Below are 17,576 nucleotides of genomic sequence, written 5' to 3'. Positions count from 1 at the left end.
AAGAACCCTTACCTTTTGTAAGCAGACGATTTTAAAAAACTTCCGATACGTGGTATACTTTTTTTAGTTTTAAAAATGGAGGGGAAGTACGATGGCAAAAGAAATTACCGATAAAACTTTTTCAGAAGAAACCGATAAAGGCTTAGTCCTTATTGACTTTTGGGCAACTTGGTGTGGCCCTTGTCGTATGCAAGCACCGATCTTGGAACAATTAGCGAATGAATATGATGAAGACGAATTGAAGATCGTGAAAATGGATGTGGATGAAAATCCTGAAACACCTGCTTCATTCGGAATCATGTCTATCCCAACTTTGTTGTTGAAAAAAGACGGACAAGTGGTTGATAAAGCAATTGGGGTTCATACAAAAGATCAATTGAAAGCTTTAGTTGCAGAACATATGTAATAGAAGAAATGTTTTTTAAGCAATAGCCGAAAGAGGCTATTGCTTTTTTGTTTTTGGGGACGTTTTTTTCAAATTTTCTTTTAGGCAGTGGTATACTTAAAGTGGGGAGTGGCACTAAAAAATATCTCGTTCATATAGTAAGAAAGTGATACCAAAATAGGATTAAAGGGGGAATAAAAATGAAAAAGTTAAAATGCGGGTTATTTCAAGGCGTTGCGATTGTTGGGGTACTGATCGCACCCATTGTAGGAACGATCACACAAGTTTATGCAGCAAATGAAGGGGATTCGACAACAGCTTCTTTCGCTGCGCAAGAGACGACGTCAGAAAGTTTCTCAGAAGAAAGCGCAGCATCATCTCAAGAGGCCAGCACTGAGAGTGTAGAGTCAAGTACGGCAACAGAGTCCTCATCAACGTCTACCTCTTCATCAGAAACAACGTCAAGTACTAGCACGGCTACGACTGAGACTAGTCAGACCGAGACCACACAAGATTCATCTACTCAATCGACGGAAGAATCTTCTGAAGAACCAGATGTTGCGAAAATCGATGTTAAGAAAGTAGAAGATAATGACCAATATGTAAAAATCAAGTCGATCGCCGCAACGGATCCAGAAACACAAAAAATCCTTTACCGATTAGAAAATGGTCAGTTGATCGAACAAGGAACGATCGATGAATTAGCTGGCAGGGTATATCGTAGTGTCAAACAGTATCAAGGTACCGACAAGCAGACCTATCTTGAAATTCGCGACGATCAAAAGGTTGTCGGTGTCGTAGCAGAAGCAGCAGTGAAAGTTGCCAGCGGAACCTTCAAAACCGAGAAGAAATATGCAACCATCACAAGTGCGAAAGAACCGCTTTGGCAAGATGTGTTTTTAGATAAAAAAACGAGCACCTCTTCAAGCATTAATGGTCAAACCTTTGAAATCAAAGAAGTATTCACGACGAATAATAAAGTGACCTATTACGCATTGTATTCAAATAAAAATGTTCTCATCGGTTGGATAAAAGCCGCCGGTGTTAAGCTAGCGACTTCACCCGGGGGTGCATGGCAATCTGAATCAAAATATGCCACAATCATCAGCGGAAATTATACGCTATGGCAAAATTTTAATTGGACAGCGAAGAAAGGAACGACAGCCGCTTTAAATGGCAAAACAGTCAAAGTTACTGGGAAATATCGTCACTTGAATGGGTCGACGTACTATTCCCTTTATACAAATAACAATAAATGGTTGGGCTATATCAATGCCTCGGGTGTTAAGTTAACGACGGATGCACAAGGCGCCTATCAATCCTACGGAAAATATGTGACATTGACCAAGAAAAATTACACGATTTGGGGAAATTTCCGTTGGTCGAGTAAGAAAAACACTACCACGAAATTAGCGGGAAAAACCTATCTTGCAAAAGGAAGATATAACCACGTCAATGGCGGTGTCTACTTGTCCCTTTATGATGCTAACGGAAAATGGATTGGCTACTTAAATGCCGATGCAGCAACGGTCGCCAACAATCAAGGTGGTACTTGGCAAAGCGAAAAACGCACAGTCCGCCTTAAAAGCAAGAATTATACCTTATGGCAAGATTTAGCTTTTACGAAGAAAAAAGGCAGTAGCGCAAATTACATGAATAAGAATATCCAAGTTACTGGGAAATATCAACATTTCAACGGCTCCACCTACTACTCACTCTATCTCAACAACAAATGGCTGGGCTACATCAATGCAAGCGGAGTGACCAATGCCCATACGATCACTTCTCAAAGCAACATTAGCCGCTATGTGGTCGTTAAGAATGGAGATGGCAATTTCTTTGAAAAAGCCGATCCAAATAGTACGAAACTTGGGAAAAAGAGTGCTTACAAAGGCTATATGGCACAAGCGACTAAACTAGCAAAAACAAGTGATGGCAATTACTTGTATCTCGTTTCGCCAGCTGGTCGAATCGGTTGGGTCAAGGAAAATCAAACCACAAATGTAAATAGCAATTTTTGGATGTATACTACAGGAGGGAAATATCCTTCATTAAACGTTCAAAACTTAAACATTGAAGTATCCATCAGCAAACAGCGGGTTTATATCAAATCAGGGAATAAAGTGATTTATACGATGCTTTGCTCGACCGGTGCCTTTAATACACCAACACCTTTAGGGAATTTCCGCATTCAAGCAGAAAAAGGCTTAGCTTTTTCAGGAGCCGCCTACTACCGTTCCTTTAAAGACCATGGGGTCTATTTATTCCATACGATTCCAACAAGTATCGCTTGGTCCACCAATGCTTTTAGTTCTGTTGAAGGACGAAAACTAGGTACCCGTGCTTCTCATGGCTGTATTCGTTTAGCAGTCCCCGATGCCAAATGGTTTTACTATAACATGCCTTATAATACACCTGTCAAAATTGCTAATTAATGATCAAAAGTCGTTTCCGTCAACGGAGACGGCTTTTATTTTCCAAAAAAAAGATTGACGCTGGCTATATCATTCGATAATATATCATTAAGTGATATAGGTGATGGATGGAGGAATCAAATGGATGAGGCATTGACAGATTCGACCTATTTGATTTTATTAGCGCTTTTAAAGCCAAAACATGGGTATCTCATCATGAAACAGATTGATGACCTAAGCCAAGGGACGTTTGAGATTGGTCCCGCAACGATGTATACGATTTTGAAAAAGCTGACGAAAAAGGGGTGGATCGATTTAGAAGAAAGCGTTGATCGAAAAAAAATCTATCAGATTACATTAGAAGGAAGACAAATTCTGGAAAAAGATATTCAGCGACGCAAATTATTTTATCAAATCGGAGAACAAGTCTTCGAAGCGTTAGGAGGGGATCAAGATGGGCATCAATAAGAAATATCTTCTTTCTCTTGGCGTCGCCTACTATCCAGAAAAGGAAATGGTTCGTCTGCAAAAACAAGCGTCACTAGGCTGGCATTTTGTAAAGATGAATCGTTTAGGTTTTTTGAAGTTTATCAAAGGAAAACCAGAAGCGACCAAATATGCAGTGGACTTTTTCGAAGGGGAACCATCTGAGATCGTTGACTACTTAGCGATGTACCAAGCTGGGGGCTGGACCTACATTAGCAATTATAAAGATCGTTATTTTTATTTTAAAGCGTCACTAGATACACCGGCGATTTTCAGTGATCAAGAAAGCTATCAAGAACGGATTGATAACGAGACACGATATTTGATGAAAAAATCGATTCTGTTTTCGGTAATCAGTCTCGCAATACTAGCAGCAATATATTTTATTGCTAGTTATTTCAATATTCGTACAAATCCGTTTAAATCTTTCGGACTAGGAGTACTCACTGGTCTTGTGTTTATTCCGATTGGTATCGGGGTAACCACGATCATTATGAAATTCTTATATAAAAATCGAGCAAGTTATTACAATGAACCAGAGAAACTGGCGAAGCGACAACGGGTAATTCGTGATACAGTCATTTTGATGTTTGTCGGAGCAATCATTGGTGCCGTTATCGGCTTTTTCTTTAGTGATATATTTTATTAGACAGGGAAGGTGAGCATGTGTTAGAAGCAAAACAATTAGTAAAAACATTTGGGGATTATACAGCAGTTGATCATTTATCCTTTACCATCAATGATGGGCAGATCATGGGCTTAATTGGTCAAAACGGAGCAGGAAAAACAACGACATTCCGATTGATTTTGGATTTCTTGAAAGCCGATCAAGGAGAAGTATTATGGGATGGTCACAAAATTAGTGAAAAAGAATACAATATTATCGGCTATCTGCCAGAAGAACGCGGCTTGTTTCCAAAAGTCACGATTGAAGATCAATTGATCTACTTCGCGCGTTTACGAGGCAAAAAGAAAGAAGACATCGTACCTAAAATTGACTATTGGATGGACAAATTTAAAGTCAAAGGCAAGAAAACTGATAAAGTCAAATCTTTATCAAAAGGAAATCAGCAAAAAGTTCAGCTAATCTCAACATTGATCCATGAACCAAAATTAGTGATTTTAGATGAACCGTTTAGTGGCTTAGACCCAGTCAACGCGGAACTGTTGAAAAACGGGATCATTGAACTGAAAGAAAAAGGCTCTTGCGTCATTTTCTCCAGCCATAATATGGATAATGTAGAAAAAATCTGCGATCACTTGATTATGCTACGAGATGGTCAAACGGTCTTAAACGGAAAGGTCCATGAAATTCGTGAATCCTTTGGACGAACGAAAGTTTATTTAGAGTCTAATTTGACGAAAGAACAGCTTTTGGCAGTGTCAGGTGTCGAGCAAGTCATTGCTAGAGAAGACGGCAGCTATGATATTACGATCGCTGATCCTGCAGTAGGAAAAACCTTATTTGATTTAGCGACGGCGGATGGTTATATCCCTATGTTCAATCAACAACCGCCAACGTTAGAAGAAATCTTTAAGCGGAAGGCAGGAAAAACAAATGAATAAGTTTTGGGTAATCGCATTAGATGTTTATAAGAAAAATATCAAATCAATTTCGTTTTTGATTATGATTCTCGTGCCATTTATTGCATCGGGGGCATTTTATCTCATTGGTTATTTTGCTGATGGTATGAACAGTGTCGATAAAATTGCGGTTTATGCGAATGAACCAGCTATTGCGCAGACTTTTGTGGACCAAAGCGGCGATGATTTTGAATTTGAAATTGTTGACAGCAAAGAGCAAGGGCAACAACAGCTGGCAGACAAAGATGCCGATGCCTTGTTAGTTATTACTGCTTCAGGGGATACGCTGCAAGGGGAATTATTAAGCGAGTCCTCGATGGGGCAAGCTTTAGAGCTGACGATCCAACAGTTATTGACGGGTTTGCAGTCCTCCTTTAGAGCTAGTGAGCTTGGATTGACTGCTGAGCAAGTGGCAGTCCTTAGTGAAGTCGCACCGCTTGATCGTCAAAAAGTTTCCTTCGATGAGAATGGCGAAATGACACATGGAGAAGACAATACCGCGATGCAATCACTAGTAAGTATGATCGCAACAATCATCCTCTTTTTCTTTATCATTACTTACGCACAAATCATTGCGCAAGAAATTGCTTCTGAAAAAGGCACACGCATCATGGAAGTCATTTTGTCTAGTACCCGGGCGCAAACCCATTACTACGCCAAATTGACTGGGGTAATCATGGTTGCAGCGACCCAGCTAGTTGCGTATGTTGCGATTTTTGGTGGGAGCTATTTCTGGATCAAGGATAACCCAATGGTAAAAGACTTGTTGGCAAACTTTTCGACAGATGGCATTTTTGGTCCTTTCCTGGTGTTTGCGATCGTTTTCGTCTTCTTAGGAATCTTGATCTATTCTGTCTTGTCAGCCCTTTGCGGGTCGTTAGTGAACAAAGCAGAAGATACGGCGAAAGCCATTATTCCAGTGACGTATCTTTCATTGGGCGGGTATATGCTAGGAATCGTACTAGGCGGTATGGATCCGCATAACGTTGTTTTACGAGTAACCTCTTATATCCCATTCTTGTCCTCGTATATTATGCCAGTACGGCTTGCTAATGATACAGTGGGGATTGGCGGAGCGTTGATTTCAGTAGGGATCCTTGCTGTTACTACGATCGTTCTGATGCTGGTTTCTGCAAAAATGTACAAATCAAATGTCTTGATCTATAACGACAATGGTATCTTGGCAACGTTGAAACAATCACTAGTGTTAATGAAAAACGAGAAATAAGCAAAACGCCCGATTCTTTTCGTAATCGGGCGTTTTTTATTGGCTAGAATCTAGAAAACAAGGTGCAAGCCTTTAGAATTCCTGCACAAAAAAGTCGAAGATCGATTGCTCAGAAGGCAACTTGTGAGCGGCTAGCTCAGGATGCCACTGAATACCTAAGATCGGTGCGCCATAGGCGGTGGATTCAATGGCTTCAACAACACCATCAGGAGCGGTGGCGGTCACGTTGAAATCATCTGCAACTGTTTTGACTGCTTGGTGATGAAAAGAATTGACGTGATAGGTTGTGCCTAAAAGAGCAGCCAAACGACTGTCTGCCTTGATTTCCACCCGATGTGTAGGGAATTGAAAGAACGTTGGCAATTGCACGTGTTTGATCGTTGGGTGATCGATCAAAGAGAGATCTTGGTACAAACTCCCACCAAATGCGACATTTAGTAACTGCATACCGCGGCAGATTCCAAGGATCGGTTTGTTTTGAGCCACTGCTTCTTTGATCAATGCCAATTCAAAGACATCACGATCAGGATGAATGCCTTGAATCAAAGGATGAGGATCTTCGCCATAATGGTCAGGGGAGACATCATGACCACCGGCTAACAAGAGTTTATCGATTTTGCTGATATAAGTTGCAGCATCTTCCACGACACCCATTGGTAATAATAGGGGAATGCCTTGGGCTTGTTGGATATGGGTGACAAAATTTTTGGGTGTATAGGACAACCAATGCTCTGCTTCTTCAATAATTGGTCGTTCATTAGCAGCGATGCCGATAATGGGTTTCATTTGATCAAACCTTTCTACTAGTAAATGAATCGAAATGGATCGAAAAAGAAAAAAGGACACGAGGTCCTTTTATCGATCACCTTCGCTTTATTTTTCGCGAATAACTTCGATTTTGTAGCCATCAGGATCTTTCACAAAATAGTAAGAAGGAGAAGTTCCTGGTAGTCCTTTCAGGTCAGTGACATCAAATCCAGCCGCTTGGTGCTTCTCATGAAGCGCTTCTAGATCATCGGTACTGATGGCGATGTGGCCATAGCCGTCGCCTAACTCATAGCCAGGATGGTCATAGTTATATGTCAACTCTAGCTCGTAGTCATCACCAGGCAATGTTAAGTAAACCAAAGTAAATTGATGTTCAGGAAAATCACGACGGCGAGATTCTTCAAAACCAAAGGCAGTTTGATAAAAATCTAGAGAAGCCGTTAAGTCTTTGACGCGGACACAAGTGTGAGCCATTTTCATGGGTAAATCATCCTTTCGATCTTGATAGTTGTATGATAACATATTTTCTCATTTTATAACGAATAAAAGATAACAGGGCGTTATTTCCAGCTTGTCCAGACTATTGGCATAGGGTAAAATGGAAAGAAAGTGTTGGTGGAGGGAATCATGCCAGAAAAGGAAATTGTGTTCGGGGAAAAAGAAGCGGGGAAACCATACAAATCAAGATATGGCGCGTATGTCGTTCTTCCAAATGAAAAAAATGAAGTGATCTTGGTACAAGCACCCAATGGCGCCTATTTTTTACCAGGCGGTGAAATTGAACCAAATGAGACCAAAGAAGAAGCGATCCAGAGAGAATTAATAGAAGAACTTGGATTTGAAGGGGAGATCGCTGCCTATTTAGGAGAAGCAGTTGAATACTTCTATTCACGCCATCGCGATACATTTTACCATCACCCCGGCTATTTCTATTTAATGACCAAATGGAAAAAAGTCTGCGAACCGACAGAAGAAACCAATCAGTTGTCATGGCATACGCCAGAAGAAGCGATTCAGCGATTAAAACGCGGCAGTCATAAATGGGCAGTTGAACAATGGTTAGCAAAATAAAAAAGGCAGGCTTCCGATAAAAAGGAAACCTGCCTTTTTTTACACTTAGTTATTTGCTAAAACATACTTGTTGATTACTTCTGCCACACCGTCTTCTTCGTTTGAAGCGGTTAGGACATCTGCGGCATTTTTCACATTTTCAGTGGCATTGGCCATCGCCACTCCGATACCAGCGTATTCCACCATGGTTAAATCATTTTCGTTATCGCCGATCGCCATGACTTCTTCTTGTTTGATGCCTAAGTGCTCCGCCAATTTTTTGACAGCAGCTCCTTTATGGGCTTGTTTATTTAGGACTTCCAAGAAGTAAGGAGCACTTTTGACCACATTGTAGTTGTCCGTCAAACTGCTCGGCAATTGTGGGATGATCTGATCCAGTATTTCGGGATCATCGATCATCATCATTTTGATGATATTCAAGTCAGCAGTCATTTCTTCTGGTGTCCGATATTTCAATGGCATGTTGACTAAGAAAGCTTCATAAATCGTATAAGGACTGATATCGCGGTTAGCGGTATACATAGTATCTTCGGTTTCTACATGAAGATGAACCCCTAATTTTCTCGCAGTCATCTCAACAAAGAGATAGTCGTCTTGGGACAAACCAAATTCAGAGATGATCTCTTGGTTTTTGGTTTTTTGAACCAAAGAGCCATTATAAGTAATCACGAAATCATTGTCCGTAAATAAGTCTAGTTCCTTTAATAAATCTTGGACACCAGTTAAAGGGCGTCCCGTACACAAAACGATGCGTACACCTTGCTTTTCAGCGTCTTTCAATGCCTTGTAAACGGCTGGGGTGATCTTGCGGTCGTTGTTCAACAGGGTGCCATCGATATCGATGGCGATCAATTTGATACTCATAAGTTCCTCCTAGTGGCTTGGTTTGATCAAAGCACCATTGCGAATGTGCTTGGCAAACTCTTGATACGTCTCTCCAAATAAATCATAGTGATTTTGGATGTTGGGGTCAATCATTTCTTTTGGAAAATAAAAGCGCTGGTCACCTTGGGTTTGTCCTGCTAAGGCTGCAACAAGCTGACTGGCTTGGGATAATTCCACAAGGGAACCATCTTTTTCCTGTAATTCGATCTGTGTCCGATGTTTGCCTGAAGTCGGCCGATAAAAATCATAAGGCAGATCGAAGCTTGAATTGATGGCAGTATAATAGCGGGGATTGAAGCCGACTTTTTCCACCAGTCCCTGCATTTCTTCGATCATCGGCAACTGCGTCTCATCGTCAAAGCGGGCGGATTTCAACGGTTTACGATTTAAGAACCGTTTGGCTAAATCGCTGAGGATCGGATCATTTTCTTCTGTCCATTGGGTAAAGTAGGTATTTAATACGCCATCGTCGAGTTTCAAATACTCATCTAAAGTGAATTCTTGTTTTAAAAATGGGAGAAGCAGCTGCGAATGGCCTTGAAACAATTCTGAATCCACTTGATACAGTTCTGCAGCTCGATCCAGCAAATGGGCTAAGATCACTTCCATCCCTCGAGAACTAGCATGAAAATAAACTTGCACATACATTTGGTAACGACTGACGATGTAGTCCTCCACAGCGTGCATGCCATTCATAGAAAAAGCAATACCGCCTTCATAAGGACGAATCACTCGTAGAATGCGAGTCAGATCAAAGGTGCCGTATTCAGTGCCGGTAAAATAAGCATCGCGCAGCAAGTAGTCCATCCGATCAGCATCGATTTGACTGGAAATCATTTGAACGACTTGGGGATTGGGATAGGTTTTAGTGATAACACTTGCCACCTTCTCAGGAAATCCAGCTTCCACACGATTCAATATCTGATGAACTTCCGTCTCAGGAGAAGTGATGATCGCCACTGTGATCGCTTCATGATCCGTATGAAAAATATGCTCAAAGGTGTGGGAGTAGGGTCCGTGGCCCACATCATGAAGCAATGCTGCACACAAGGTCACTAAACGCTCTTTGTCATCCCAGCCGTTTGGCCCGACTTTTTCAATGGGATAATTGCGTTGGAAAATATCGCAAATGCGGCGGCTGATTTCATAAACCCCCAAGGAGTGAGAAAAGCGGCTGTGTTCTGCTCCGTGAAAGGTAAAAGAAGCAGTTCCCAGCTGTTTGATGCGTCGTAAACGCTGTACTTCTTTGGAATTGATCAAATCTAAAATTACTTGGTGCTGTACATGGACATAGTTATGAACGGGGTCACGAAATACTTTTTCTATCGCTAAGGTTTGATATTTATAAGGTAGACTCATCGCTAAACTCCTTTATTGGTTGGTTTCGCTTTTCCATGCCAGCTAAGCGTTGCTGCATTTGTTCGCTAAGGTTATTTTCTGTCAGCCATTGATCCAGTGATTCAAGCGGATATAGGGATTGGTCAGAGATCAAGGAAAGCAGGGCTTTTTGCAAGCGGTCAATCACCTCTTGTGTGGTAAACTTACGGCCGAGGGCTGCTTCTAAAGTGGTCATACTCGCAGGATTGACGGCTGGATAGCCATTCGTACCAAAGCGCTCTTTCAAACCTGCTTGGTAAAAACGACGAACGAGAGAACCGCGGGCTGGTTGGTCGCCATTGATGCTCAGATACATCATGACAGCCACGCCATCTTTGATCCGTCGTTGTGCTGTACCAGCAATTTTTTTTCCATCAATACTCAGGTCATAGGTGCCTGGGCAATACGAGTCAGCAATTTCATAAGCCAAAATTGTCTGCTCAGGAAAGGCTGTTTGCAACAATGCTGCCATCATTTCATAGGCGGCATCCGTGGTGACAGCCAAGTGTTTAGGGAAAATGAGGGAGACATTCAAAATACCGGTATCATTGATTACACCAAGCCCGCCTGAGTTGCGGATGATCGAGGCATAGCCAGCTTCTTTTAAAACCTGCAGACCGTCTGTCAAAAACGGCAACCGGGTATCTTTCATGCCTAAAATCATCGTATCGGACAACTGCCAAAAATGACAATAAACTTGTTCCTGTTTGCCAGCAGCTTCGGTGGCAACATCGGTGAAGGCAAACGGCTCATAAGGATTGTGGATACGTGGTAAGGTTTGATCCATTACATAGATAGTCAAATCGGTTAAACTCCTTTAAAAATAGCTGTTATCCTTATTATATACGATTCTTGGAAAATTACTTGGAGAAAAGAATGAAAACTTGCTTTTGTTTTCGTTTTTTATTTTCAATGAAGAAATAGACCAAGGAGAATCAACTGAAATGATTGACAAACGCATAAAAAAAAGCAAGAATGAAACTGAAATCTTCAAAGGAGGCACACGTACATGCAAGAATTATCAAAAGGAATCCCAATCTCGATTCATTTAACAACCAATGTACGTCAAGCAGGGGAAACAGAGAACTTTCTGTTTGATCTGCAAGGACAAGCAGTCAAGATCGGTGATACCTTATATATCCGTTACAAAGAGATCCAGCCAGATGGCACCGACATTCCCGTTACGATGAAAATCATGCCAGACGGACTGATTCAATTGATTCGCTCAGGGGAAATGCGTATGCGCTTGAAATTTTCTTATAAGGAACGTTTAGAGACGAGCTATCAAACCCCGTATGGCTTGATGATGTTCCACACCTTCACCAATCACTTGCACGTTAGTTTGAAAGACCGTCCATACTCGGGAAAGATCGATATCGATTATGATTTGTTCATGGCTGCTGACAAAGTCGGCGAATACAAACTATCTTTAGAATTTACCGCTTGATCAAAGGGAAATTGAAAGAAAAAATTGCAATTTGAGCCGTAATTTTGTATGATTAGGAGTAGACTGTGAAAGGACGTGTCCTGTTTGGAAATTAATGTATTTGAAGGTGTAAATAAAAACGAATTGTCGATGATTGAAGTTGCCCATGCGATTTTAGAGCAGCGCGGTGACGTGATGGATTTTTCTGATTTGGTCAACCAAATCCAAAATTATCTTGAAACATCAGACAGCGAGATTCGTGATTCATTGGCGCAGTTTTATACAGACTTGAATATCGACGGTAGTTTTATTTCTTTAGGCGACAATCGTTGGGGCTTACGTTCATGGTACGCCATTGATTCGATCGATGAAGAAGTCAACCATGGCATCGAAGACGAGGATGAAGATACACCACGTCGTCGAAAACGTAAAAAAGTCAATGCCTTTATCAACGATGATGAAGACGCAATCGATTATAACGATGATGATCCTGAGGATACTGATTTGTCAGATGACGAAGAAGATGATCTCTTTGATGATGATGATGACGAGGATGAAGAAATCTCGGCATACAATTCAGACTTGCAAGAAATCGGCGCCGACAACAGCACCGATGATGAAGAAGAATTACCTGACAGCATTGAGGAAGATCTCACCATTATCGATGACGATGATGAAGATGATTTTGCGGATGAAGAGGAAGAAGAGGAGTAATCCTCTTCTTTTTTTCGCCTTTTGGTTGCAGACAACTTATAATCGGTGAAGGACGATTTCGTCTTCTTACATAGATACAAATAAAAAAAGGAACCGCGTCAGCGGTCCCTAAGTGCTTTTGAATTATTGATTTGAATCGAGTATACTTGTAACGAAAAGAAAAAACGCGCCTTGAGGGAATCGAACCCCCGTCTCAAGAACCGGAATCTTACGTGATATCCACTACACTAAAGGCGCGAAGCACAAATATTAGTTTAACCAATTTCAGTGAAAAAAACAAGAGGTAGAATGATGAAATTTCAACAGCAATTTTCACAACAACAAAAACAGACGCAAAAGCTTGCTATGACGCAGAAATTGCAGCAATCGATCCAAGTGCTGCAATTTTCCGCAGACGAATTATTGTCATTCATAGATAACCAGGCATTAGAAAATCCGTTGATTGATCTGGGGGAATATGATTCGCCCATCACACCAAGCAAGAGCAGCGGCTCGTCAGAACAAATAATGGATTATTTAAGTCAGATTCCTGACCAGCATACATCGTTGTTTGAACACCTCATTGATCAAGTTCATTTAAATTACCGCGACACCTTTTTGCGGACGATCGTTTTATTTTTAGTCGAGTACATTGATTTAAACGGCTTTTTGACGATTGACTTGGAAGAAGCTGGAAAGCTTGTTGGTGGGACCCCAATCCAAATGCTCGATGCTCTAACCTTGATCCAGCAGCTAGATCCGGCAGGCGTCGGTGCTCGTGATCTAAGAGAGTGCTTGATGCTGCAAACGGAAAGAGATGACTATGCGCCGCCAATGGCCTATCTCATTTTAGAAGAATTCTTTACGGAAATGGCAGAGCGCAAGTGGGACAAAATCAGTAAAGCGTTGCAGATCCCTTTAAACGAGATCCAAAAGATCTTTGACTATGTTCAAACGTTGACCCCGACACCGGGGGCGGCGTTTGGGTCAACGGATGGGCTTTACATTGTACCTGATTTGCGAGTAACGGTTGAAAAAGGACAACCAATCGTGAAATCAAACAAGCGCGCCTTACCAGAAGTTCGCTTTCAGCAACAGTACTTTGACCAATTAAAGCAAAGCGGTGATCCGGAGGTCCTAAGTTATTTAGACAATAAAGCCCAAGAGTTCGAGTGGCTAAAGAAGACCTTGCAACAACGAGGGGATACCATCTATCGTGTCGGCGTGCAGATCGTTGCTCGGCAAAAGGAGTTTTTCACCCAACCGGATCGACCATTAAAGCCATTGGTTTTAAGAGAAGTTGCCGAAGAGTTAGGCATTCATGAATCAACGGTCAGCCGGGCAGTCAATGGGAAATATTTGGAAACTTCCTTTGGGGTGTTTGAATTGAAACTATTTTTTGGACAGAAAGTTTCGACGCAAGAAAGCGGTGATGACCTGACGACTGCATCGATCAAACAGCAGCTAAAAGCACTGATCGATGAAGAAAATAAAAATAAACCATTGTCAGATCAAAAGTTGACAGATGCCCTCAAAGCCCAAGGCATCGATATTTCCAGACGAACGGTGGCAAAGTATCGCGAAGCCATGAATATCCCTGGTTCTTCCAAGCGGAAACGATTCGAGTAAAGCAAAAGCTTACTACTAACGACGAGTAGGGAAGGCAGCAAAGCCTTTCCTTTTTTTATCGATCACTTCCAATTTTTTAATTTATGACGATTTTATGAAAAGCAAGATTTTGTGACTGAAATAGTTGCGTATCAAGGCGATAAGTGCTACTATTATTGGTGTAGGAAACAGATTTAAATTTTTTTTGCAATCGATGGGTCATTTTAAGTCATTGTAGGACGAAAATTGTCCAACGGGAGGATATAAAATGCTCGATGAATTAAAATTGATTGAGGCAATCACCCCGGATATTCTCGCTGTACTCCAGGAACGTTACCGTATCTTAAGAAATATTTATTGGATGCAGCCCGTTGGCCGCCGGACACTTTCGGAAAGTTTATCAATGACGGAACGCGTGTTGAGGACGGAAACAGATATCCTTAAAAAGCTGAAACTGATCGACTCTTCAAAAAGCGGCATGCAATTGACCGCCTACGGAGAAGAAGTGTATACGAAGATCGGTGCACTGATGGATCAGCTGTTCGGAATGCACCAAATCGAGAAACGATTATCAGAGACCTTTGGCATCGAACGTTGTTTGATTGCGAGCGGCGATGGTGATCGACAACCGAAAGTTATTGCTGAATTTGGCCAGTTGCTGAATGAATCGTTGGATCTCTTATTGCCAGAAGGCAAAAACACCATCGCAGTGATGGGAGGGACGACAATGGCGAAAGTTGCTGAGGAATTAGGCAATTTAGAAACCGCCAAACGTCATAACTTGTTTGTACCAGCCCGTGGCGGTATTGGAGAATCAGTCAACGTCCAAGCAAACTCAGTCAGCTCAGTGATGGCGATGCAGACAAATGGCGATTATCGCTCCTTGTTTGTACCAGAACAATTAAGCATGAACACCTACGAGTTTCTCTTGAAAGAACCCGCCATCGTTGATGTCTTAAACTTGATAAGTCAAGCAAATTGTGTTATTCATAGTATTGGACGGGCGTTGCATATGGCGGCTCGACGAAAAATGTCAGAACAAGAAATTCTGATGTTGAAACAAAAAAATGCAGTTGCAGAATCCTTTGGGTATTTCTTTAATGAAGCAGGCGAGGTCGTTTACAAAGTTCCTCGAATTGGCCTTCAATTAAAAGATTTGCAAAAAGTCCCAATCATTTTTGCGGTCGCTGGTGGACAGTCAAAAGCCAAAGCGGTCAATGCATACATGAAAAATGCACCAAAACAAACCTGGCTCATCACTGATGAAGCTTGCGCAAATGAGATTTTAAAAGGGGCAACCCTTTAAAATAAATATTTTTATGATTTTCATAAGGAGGAAATCTTAAATGACAGTTAAAGTAGGTATTAATGGATTTGGACGTATCGGACGCTTAGCATTTCGTCGTATCCAAGAAGTAGAAGGAATCGAAGTTGTGGCTATCAATGATTTAACAGATGCTAAAATGTTAGCTCACTTGTTAAAATATGATACAACACAAGGACGTTTCAACGGTACAGTGGAAGTTCACGAAGGTTCATTCAATGTGAACGGAAACGAAATCAAAGTTTTAGCTAACCGCAACCCTGAAGAATTGCCTTGGGGCGAACTAGGTGTTGAAATCGTGTTAGAATGTACTGGGTTCTTCACTTCTAAAGCAGCTGCTGAAAAACATTTAACAGCTGGTGCAAAACGTGTAGTTATCTCAGCTCCTGGTGGAAACGATGTTCCAACAATCGTTTACAACACAAACCATGAAACTTTAACAGGTGAAGAAACAGTTATCTCTGGCGCTTCATGTACAACAAACTGTTTAGCTCCTATGGCGAAAACATTGAACGACAAATTTGGTGTGATTGAAGGATTAATGACTACAATCCACGCTTACACAGGTGACCAAATGACTCTAGACGGACCACACCCTAAAGGTGACTTCCGCCGTGCCCGTGCTGCTGCTGCAAACATCGTGCCTAACTCAACTGGTGCTGCTAAAGCGATCGGCTTAGTAATCCCAGAATTGAACGGCAAATTAGATGGTGCTGCTCAACGTGTTCCTGTTGCAACTGGTTCATTAACTGAATTAGTTACTGTTCTTGACAAAGAAGTAACTGTTGATGAAATCAATGCAGCAATGAAAGAAGCTTCAAACGAATCTTACGGTTACAACACAGACGAAATCGTTTCTTCTGATATCGTTGGTATGACTTACGGTTCATTATTTGATGCAACTCAAACAAAAGTTATGACTGTTGGCGACAAACAATTAGTTAAAACTGTTGCTTGGTACGACAATGAAATGTCATACACTGCACAATTAGTACGTACTTTAGAATACTTCGCTAACCTATAAGAGTTGCGAACGACTTTAATTTAAACCATCGCAAGAGAAAGCGGGGAAGCATCGCGCTTCTCCGCTTTTTTTAACAATTATGCTAGGAGGAATCTGTTCATGGCTAAAATGACAGTTCAAGATATCGATTTAAAAGATAAAAAAGTTCTTGTACGTGTGGACTTCAACGTTCCATTGAAAGATGGAGTGATCGGAGACGATACACGGATCAAAGCAGCATTACCAACAATCAATTACGTGATCGAAAACGGCGGAAAAGCAATTCTTTTCTCACACTTAGGTCGTGTGAAAGAAGAAGCAGATAAAGCTGGAAAATCTTTAGCGCCAGTTGCGAAACGTCTTGGCGAATTATTAGGCAAAGAAGTAACTTTCGTTGATGAAACCCGCGGCGAAAAATTAGAAACAGCGATCAACAACATGCAAGATGGCGATGTCGTTGTTTTTGAAAACACTCGTTTCGAAGACATCGATGGCAAAAAAGAAAGCAAAAACGATCCTGAACTAGGCAAATACTGGGCTTCTTTAGGCGATGTTTTTGTAAATGATGCCTTTGGTACCGCACACCGCGCACACGCTTCAAACGTAGGGATCGCTTCAACAGGTATCCCAACAGTTGCTGGTTTCTTAATGGAAAAAGAAATCAAATTCATCGGGGAAGCAGTCGAAGAACCAAAACGTCCAATGATCGCGATTCTTGGTGGAGCAAAAGTATCTGATAAAATCGGCGTAATCGAAAACTTGATTCCTAAAGCAGACAAAATCTTGATCGGCGGCGGAATGACGTATACGTTCTACAAAGCAAAAGGCATGGAAATCGGTAATTCTCTTGTGGAAGCAGATAAAGTAGAATTAGCAAAAGAATTGATCGAAAAAGCTGGCGATAAATTAGTATTACCAGTTGATTCAATCACTGCTGCTGAATTTTCAAATGATGTCCCAACAGAAGAACATACTGGTGATGTTCCTGAAGGACAAATGGGCTTAGATATCGGACCTGAAACCATCGCTTTGTTTGCTGAAACATTAAAAGGCGCAAAAACAGTCGTTTGGAACGGACCTATGGGTGTGTTTGAAATGTCTAACTTCGCAAACGGTACGATCGGTGTTTGTGAAGCAATTGCTAACCTTGAAGATGCAACAACGATCATCGGTGGCGGTGACTCTGCAGCTGCAGCAGAACAATTAGGGTTTGCTGACAAATTTACCCACATCTCAACAGGTGGCGGTGCCAGCCTTGAATTGCTAGAAGGAAAAACACTTCCTGGCCTAGCTGCGATCAACGATAAATAATCAATGACAAGCC

Annotated in this window: 18 protein-coding genes and 1 tRNA gene; 13 read left to right on the top strand and 6 right to left on the bottom strand. The window is 41.5% G+C overall.

All coding sequences use genetic code 11. The annotated features are described in order from the left end of the window. Positions 1-91 precede the first annotated feature (91 nt). The 6 genes from trxA to IGI78_RS12240 all read left to right on the top strand — a co-directional run bounded on the left by trxA (position 92) and on the right by IGI78_RS12240 (position 6,097). Positions 92-406 (top strand): thioredoxin, encoded by a 315-nt coding sequence (gene trxA / locus IGI78_RS12265; protein ID WP_195266603.1) that lies wholly within the window; start codon positions 92-94, stop codon positions 404-406. 179 nt (positions 407-585) lie between these two features. Next, positions 586-2,820 (top strand): L,D-transpeptidase, encoded by a 2,235-nt coding sequence (locus IGI78_RS12260; protein WP_195266604.1) that lies wholly within the window; start codon positions 586-588, stop codon positions 2,818-2,820. 120 nt (positions 2,821-2,940) lie between these two features. Then, positions 2,941-3,267 carry a PadR family transcriptional regulator gene (locus tag IGI78_RS12255; RefSeq protein ID WP_077451805.1) on the top strand — a complete coding sequence of 109 codons (327 nt, stop codon included), beginning with the start codon at positions 2,941-2,943 and terminating at the stop codon, positions 3,265-3,267. Beyond that, positions 3,254-3,934, top strand: a complete 681-nt coding sequence (locus tag IGI78_RS12250) for a DUF2812 domain-containing protein (RefSeq protein ID WP_077451803.1) — start codon at positions 3,254-3,256, stop codon at positions 3,932-3,934. The genes IGI78_RS12255 and IGI78_RS12250 overlap by 14 nt, the downstream gene beginning before the upstream one ends. Before the next feature lie 17 nt (positions 3,935-3,951). Next, positions 3,952-4,851, top strand: coding sequence for an ABC transporter ATP-binding protein (locus IGI78_RS12245; protein ID WP_195266605.1), 900 nt, complete (start codon positions 3,952-3,954; stop codon positions 4,849-4,851). Further along, the gene (locus tag IGI78_RS12240) at positions 4,844-6,097 is read left to right on the top strand and encodes an ABC transporter permease (RefSeq protein WP_194195075.1); all 1,254 of its coding nucleotides are present in this window, start codon (positions 4,844-4,846) and stop codon (positions 6,095-6,097) included. The genes IGI78_RS12245 and IGI78_RS12240 overlap by 8 nt, the downstream gene beginning before the upstream one ends. Before the next feature lie 72 nt (positions 6,098-6,169). Here the strand turns inward: IGI78_RS12240 and IGI78_RS12235 are convergent, their stop codons facing one another. Beyond that, the gene (locus tag IGI78_RS12235) at positions 6,170-6,883 is read right to left on the bottom strand and encodes a gamma-glutamyl-gamma-aminobutyrate hydrolase family protein (RefSeq protein ID WP_195266606.1); all 714 of its coding nucleotides are present in this window, start codon (positions 6,881-6,883) and stop codon (positions 6,170-6,172) included. Between the two features lie 87 nt (positions 6,884-6,970). Next, positions 6,971-7,345 carry a lactoylglutathione lyase gene (gene gloA, locus IGI78_RS12230; RefSeq protein WP_005234340.1) on the bottom strand — a complete coding sequence of 125 codons (375 nt, stop codon included), beginning with the start codon at positions 7,343-7,345 and terminating at the stop codon, positions 6,971-6,973. A gap of 147 nt (positions 7,346-7,492) precedes the next feature. Between gloA and IGI78_RS12225 the strand changes: the two genes are divergently transcribed. After that, on the top strand, positions 7,493-7,936 hold the full coding sequence (locus tag IGI78_RS12225) for an NUDIX hydrolase (RefSeq protein ID WP_005234342.1): 444 nt from the start codon (positions 7,493-7,495) through the stop codon (positions 7,934-7,936). A gap of 45 nt (positions 7,937-7,981) precedes the next feature. Here IGI78_RS12225 and yidA read toward each other — a convergent pair whose 3' ends face one another. From yidA to IGI78_RS12210, 3 genes are read right to left on the bottom strand one after another with little or no spacing between them, the layout of a single operon-like run. Further along, on the bottom strand, positions 7,982-8,800 hold the full coding sequence (yidA, locus tag IGI78_RS12220) for a sugar-phosphatase (RefSeq protein ID WP_016619757.1): 819 nt from the start codon (positions 8,798-8,800) through the stop codon (positions 7,982-7,984). Positions 8,801-8,809: 9 nt separating this feature from the next. Then, positions 8,810-10,180 carry an HD domain-containing protein gene (locus IGI78_RS12215; RefSeq protein WP_077451793.1) on the bottom strand — a complete coding sequence of 457 codons (1,371 nt, stop codon included), beginning with the start codon at positions 10,178-10,180 and terminating at the stop codon, positions 8,810-8,812. After that, positions 10,164-10,985, bottom strand: a complete 822-nt coding sequence (locus IGI78_RS12210; RefSeq protein ID WP_369907701.1) for a lipoate--protein ligase family protein — start codon at positions 10,983-10,985, stop codon at positions 10,164-10,166. Before IGI78_RS12210 ends, IGI78_RS12215 begins: the two co-directional genes overlap by 17 nt. A gap of 222 nt (positions 10,986-11,207) precedes the next feature. Between IGI78_RS12210 and IGI78_RS12205 the strand changes: the two genes are divergently transcribed. Beyond that, positions 11,208-11,645, top strand: a complete 438-nt coding sequence (locus IGI78_RS12205; protein WP_077451789.1) for a DUF1934 domain-containing protein — start codon at positions 11,208-11,210, stop codon at positions 11,643-11,645. A gap of 84 nt (positions 11,646-11,729) precedes the next feature. After that, positions 11,730-12,338: a DNA-directed RNA polymerase subunit delta gene (rpoE, locus tag IGI78_RS12200; RefSeq protein ID WP_005234347.1), complete on the top strand. Its 609-nt coding sequence runs from the start codon at positions 11,730-11,732 to the stop codon at positions 12,336-12,338. A 165-nt stretch (positions 12,339-12,503) separates the two neighbouring features. Here the strand turns inward: rpoE and IGI78_RS12195 are convergent. Continuing rightward, positions 12,504-12,575 (bottom strand) — tRNA-Arg (locus tag IGI78_RS12195). 51 nt (positions 12,576-12,626) lie between these two features. Between IGI78_RS12195 and rpoN the strand changes: the two genes are divergently transcribed. The 4 genes from rpoN (at position 12,627) to IGI78_RS12175 (ending at position 17,563) form a co-directional block, all read left to right on the top strand. Further along, a complete protein-coding gene (gene rpoN / locus IGI78_RS12190) occupies positions 12,627-13,946 on the top strand; it encodes an RNA polymerase factor sigma-54 (RefSeq protein ID WP_195266608.1) in 1,320 nt (439 codons plus the stop codon). Positions 13,947-14,193: 247 nt separating this feature from the next. Beyond that, complete coding sequence (locus tag IGI78_RS12185; protein WP_005228675.1) at positions 14,194-15,231, top strand: sugar-binding transcriptional regulator; 1,038 nt, start codon at positions 14,194-14,196, stop codon at positions 15,229-15,231. A gap of 40 nt (positions 15,232-15,271) precedes the next feature. Next, positions 15,272-16,273 carry a type I glyceraldehyde-3-phosphate dehydrogenase gene (gap, locus tag IGI78_RS12180; protein ID WP_008380858.1) on the top strand — a complete coding sequence of 334 codons (1,002 nt, stop codon included), beginning with the start codon at positions 15,272-15,274 and terminating at the stop codon, positions 16,271-16,273. Positions 16,274-16,372: 99 nt separating this feature from the next. Continuing rightward, positions 16,373-17,563: a phosphoglycerate kinase gene (locus tag IGI78_RS12175; protein ID WP_140966000.1), complete on the top strand. Its 1,191-nt coding sequence runs from the start codon at positions 16,373-16,375 to the stop codon at positions 17,561-17,563. Positions 17,564-17,576: the final 13 nt, after the last annotated feature.

Origin of the sequence: Enterococcus sp. DIV1767, assembly GCF_050542585.1 — a bacterium.
GTDB lineage: Bacteria > Bacillota > Bacilli > Lactobacillales > Enterococcaceae > Enterococcus_D > Enterococcus_D innesii.
Note: the sequence above shows the minus strand (reverse complement) of the source record. Positions and strands in the feature narration are given on the sequence as shown.

Bases quoted from the DNA above. Each gene is read 5' to 3' on its own strand.
- rpoN (WP_195266608.1), top strand. From the start codon at position 12,627: ATGATGAAATTTCAACAGCAATTTTCACAACAACAAAAACAGACGCAA.
- IGI78_RS12185 (WP_005228675.1), top strand. From the start codon at position 14,194: ATGCTCGATGAATTAAAATTGATTGAGGCAATCACCCCGGATATTCTC.
- IGI78_RS12240 (WP_194195075.1), top strand. From the start codon at position 4,844: ATGAATAAGTTTTGGGTAATCGCATTAGATGTTTATAAGAAAAATATC.
- gap (WP_008380858.1), top strand. From the start codon at position 15,272: ATGACAGTTAAAGTAGGTATTAATGGATTTGGACGTATCGGACGCTTA.
- trxA (WP_195266603.1), top strand. From the start codon at position 92: ATGGCAAAAGAAATTACCGATAAAACTTTTTCAGAAGAAACCGATAAA.
- IGI78_RS12225 (WP_005234342.1), top strand. From the start codon at position 7,493: ATGCCAGAAAAGGAAATTGTGTTCGGGGAAAAAGAAGCGGGGAAACCA.
- IGI78_RS12175 (WP_140966000.1), top strand. From the start codon at position 16,373: ATGGCTAAAATGACAGTTCAAGATATCGATTTAAAAGATAAAAAAGTT.
- IGI78_RS12205 (WP_077451789.1), top strand. From the start codon at position 11,208: ATGCAAGAATTATCAAAAGGAATCCCAATCTCGATTCATTTAACAACC.
- gloA (WP_005234340.1), bottom strand. From the start codon at position 7,345: ATGAAAATGGCTCACACTTGTGTCCGCGTCAAAGACTTAACGGCTTCT.
- IGI78_RS12260 (WP_195266604.1), top strand. From the start codon at position 586: ATGAAAAAGTTAAAATGCGGGTTATTTCAAGGCGTTGCGATTGTTGGG.
- IGI78_RS12210 (WP_369907701.1), bottom strand. From the start codon at position 10,985: ATGGATCAAACCTTACCACGTATCCACAATCCTTATGAGCCGTTTGCC.
- IGI78_RS12255 (WP_077451805.1), top strand. From the start codon at position 2,941: ATGGATGAGGCATTGACAGATTCGACCTATTTGATTTTATTAGCGCTT.
- IGI78_RS12250 (WP_077451803.1), top strand. From the start codon at position 3,254: ATGGGCATCAATAAGAAATATCTTCTTTCTCTTGGCGTCGCCTACTAT.
- IGI78_RS12215 (WP_077451793.1), bottom strand. From the start codon at position 10,180: ATGAGTCTACCTTATAAATATCAAACCTTAGCGATAGAAAAAGTATTT.
- IGI78_RS12235 (WP_195266606.1), bottom strand. From the start codon at position 6,883: ATGAAACCCATTATCGGCATCGCTGCTAATGAACGACCAATTATTGAA.
- yidA (WP_016619757.1), bottom strand. From the start codon at position 8,800: ATGAGTATCAAATTGATCGCCATCGATATCGATGGCACCCTGTTGAAC.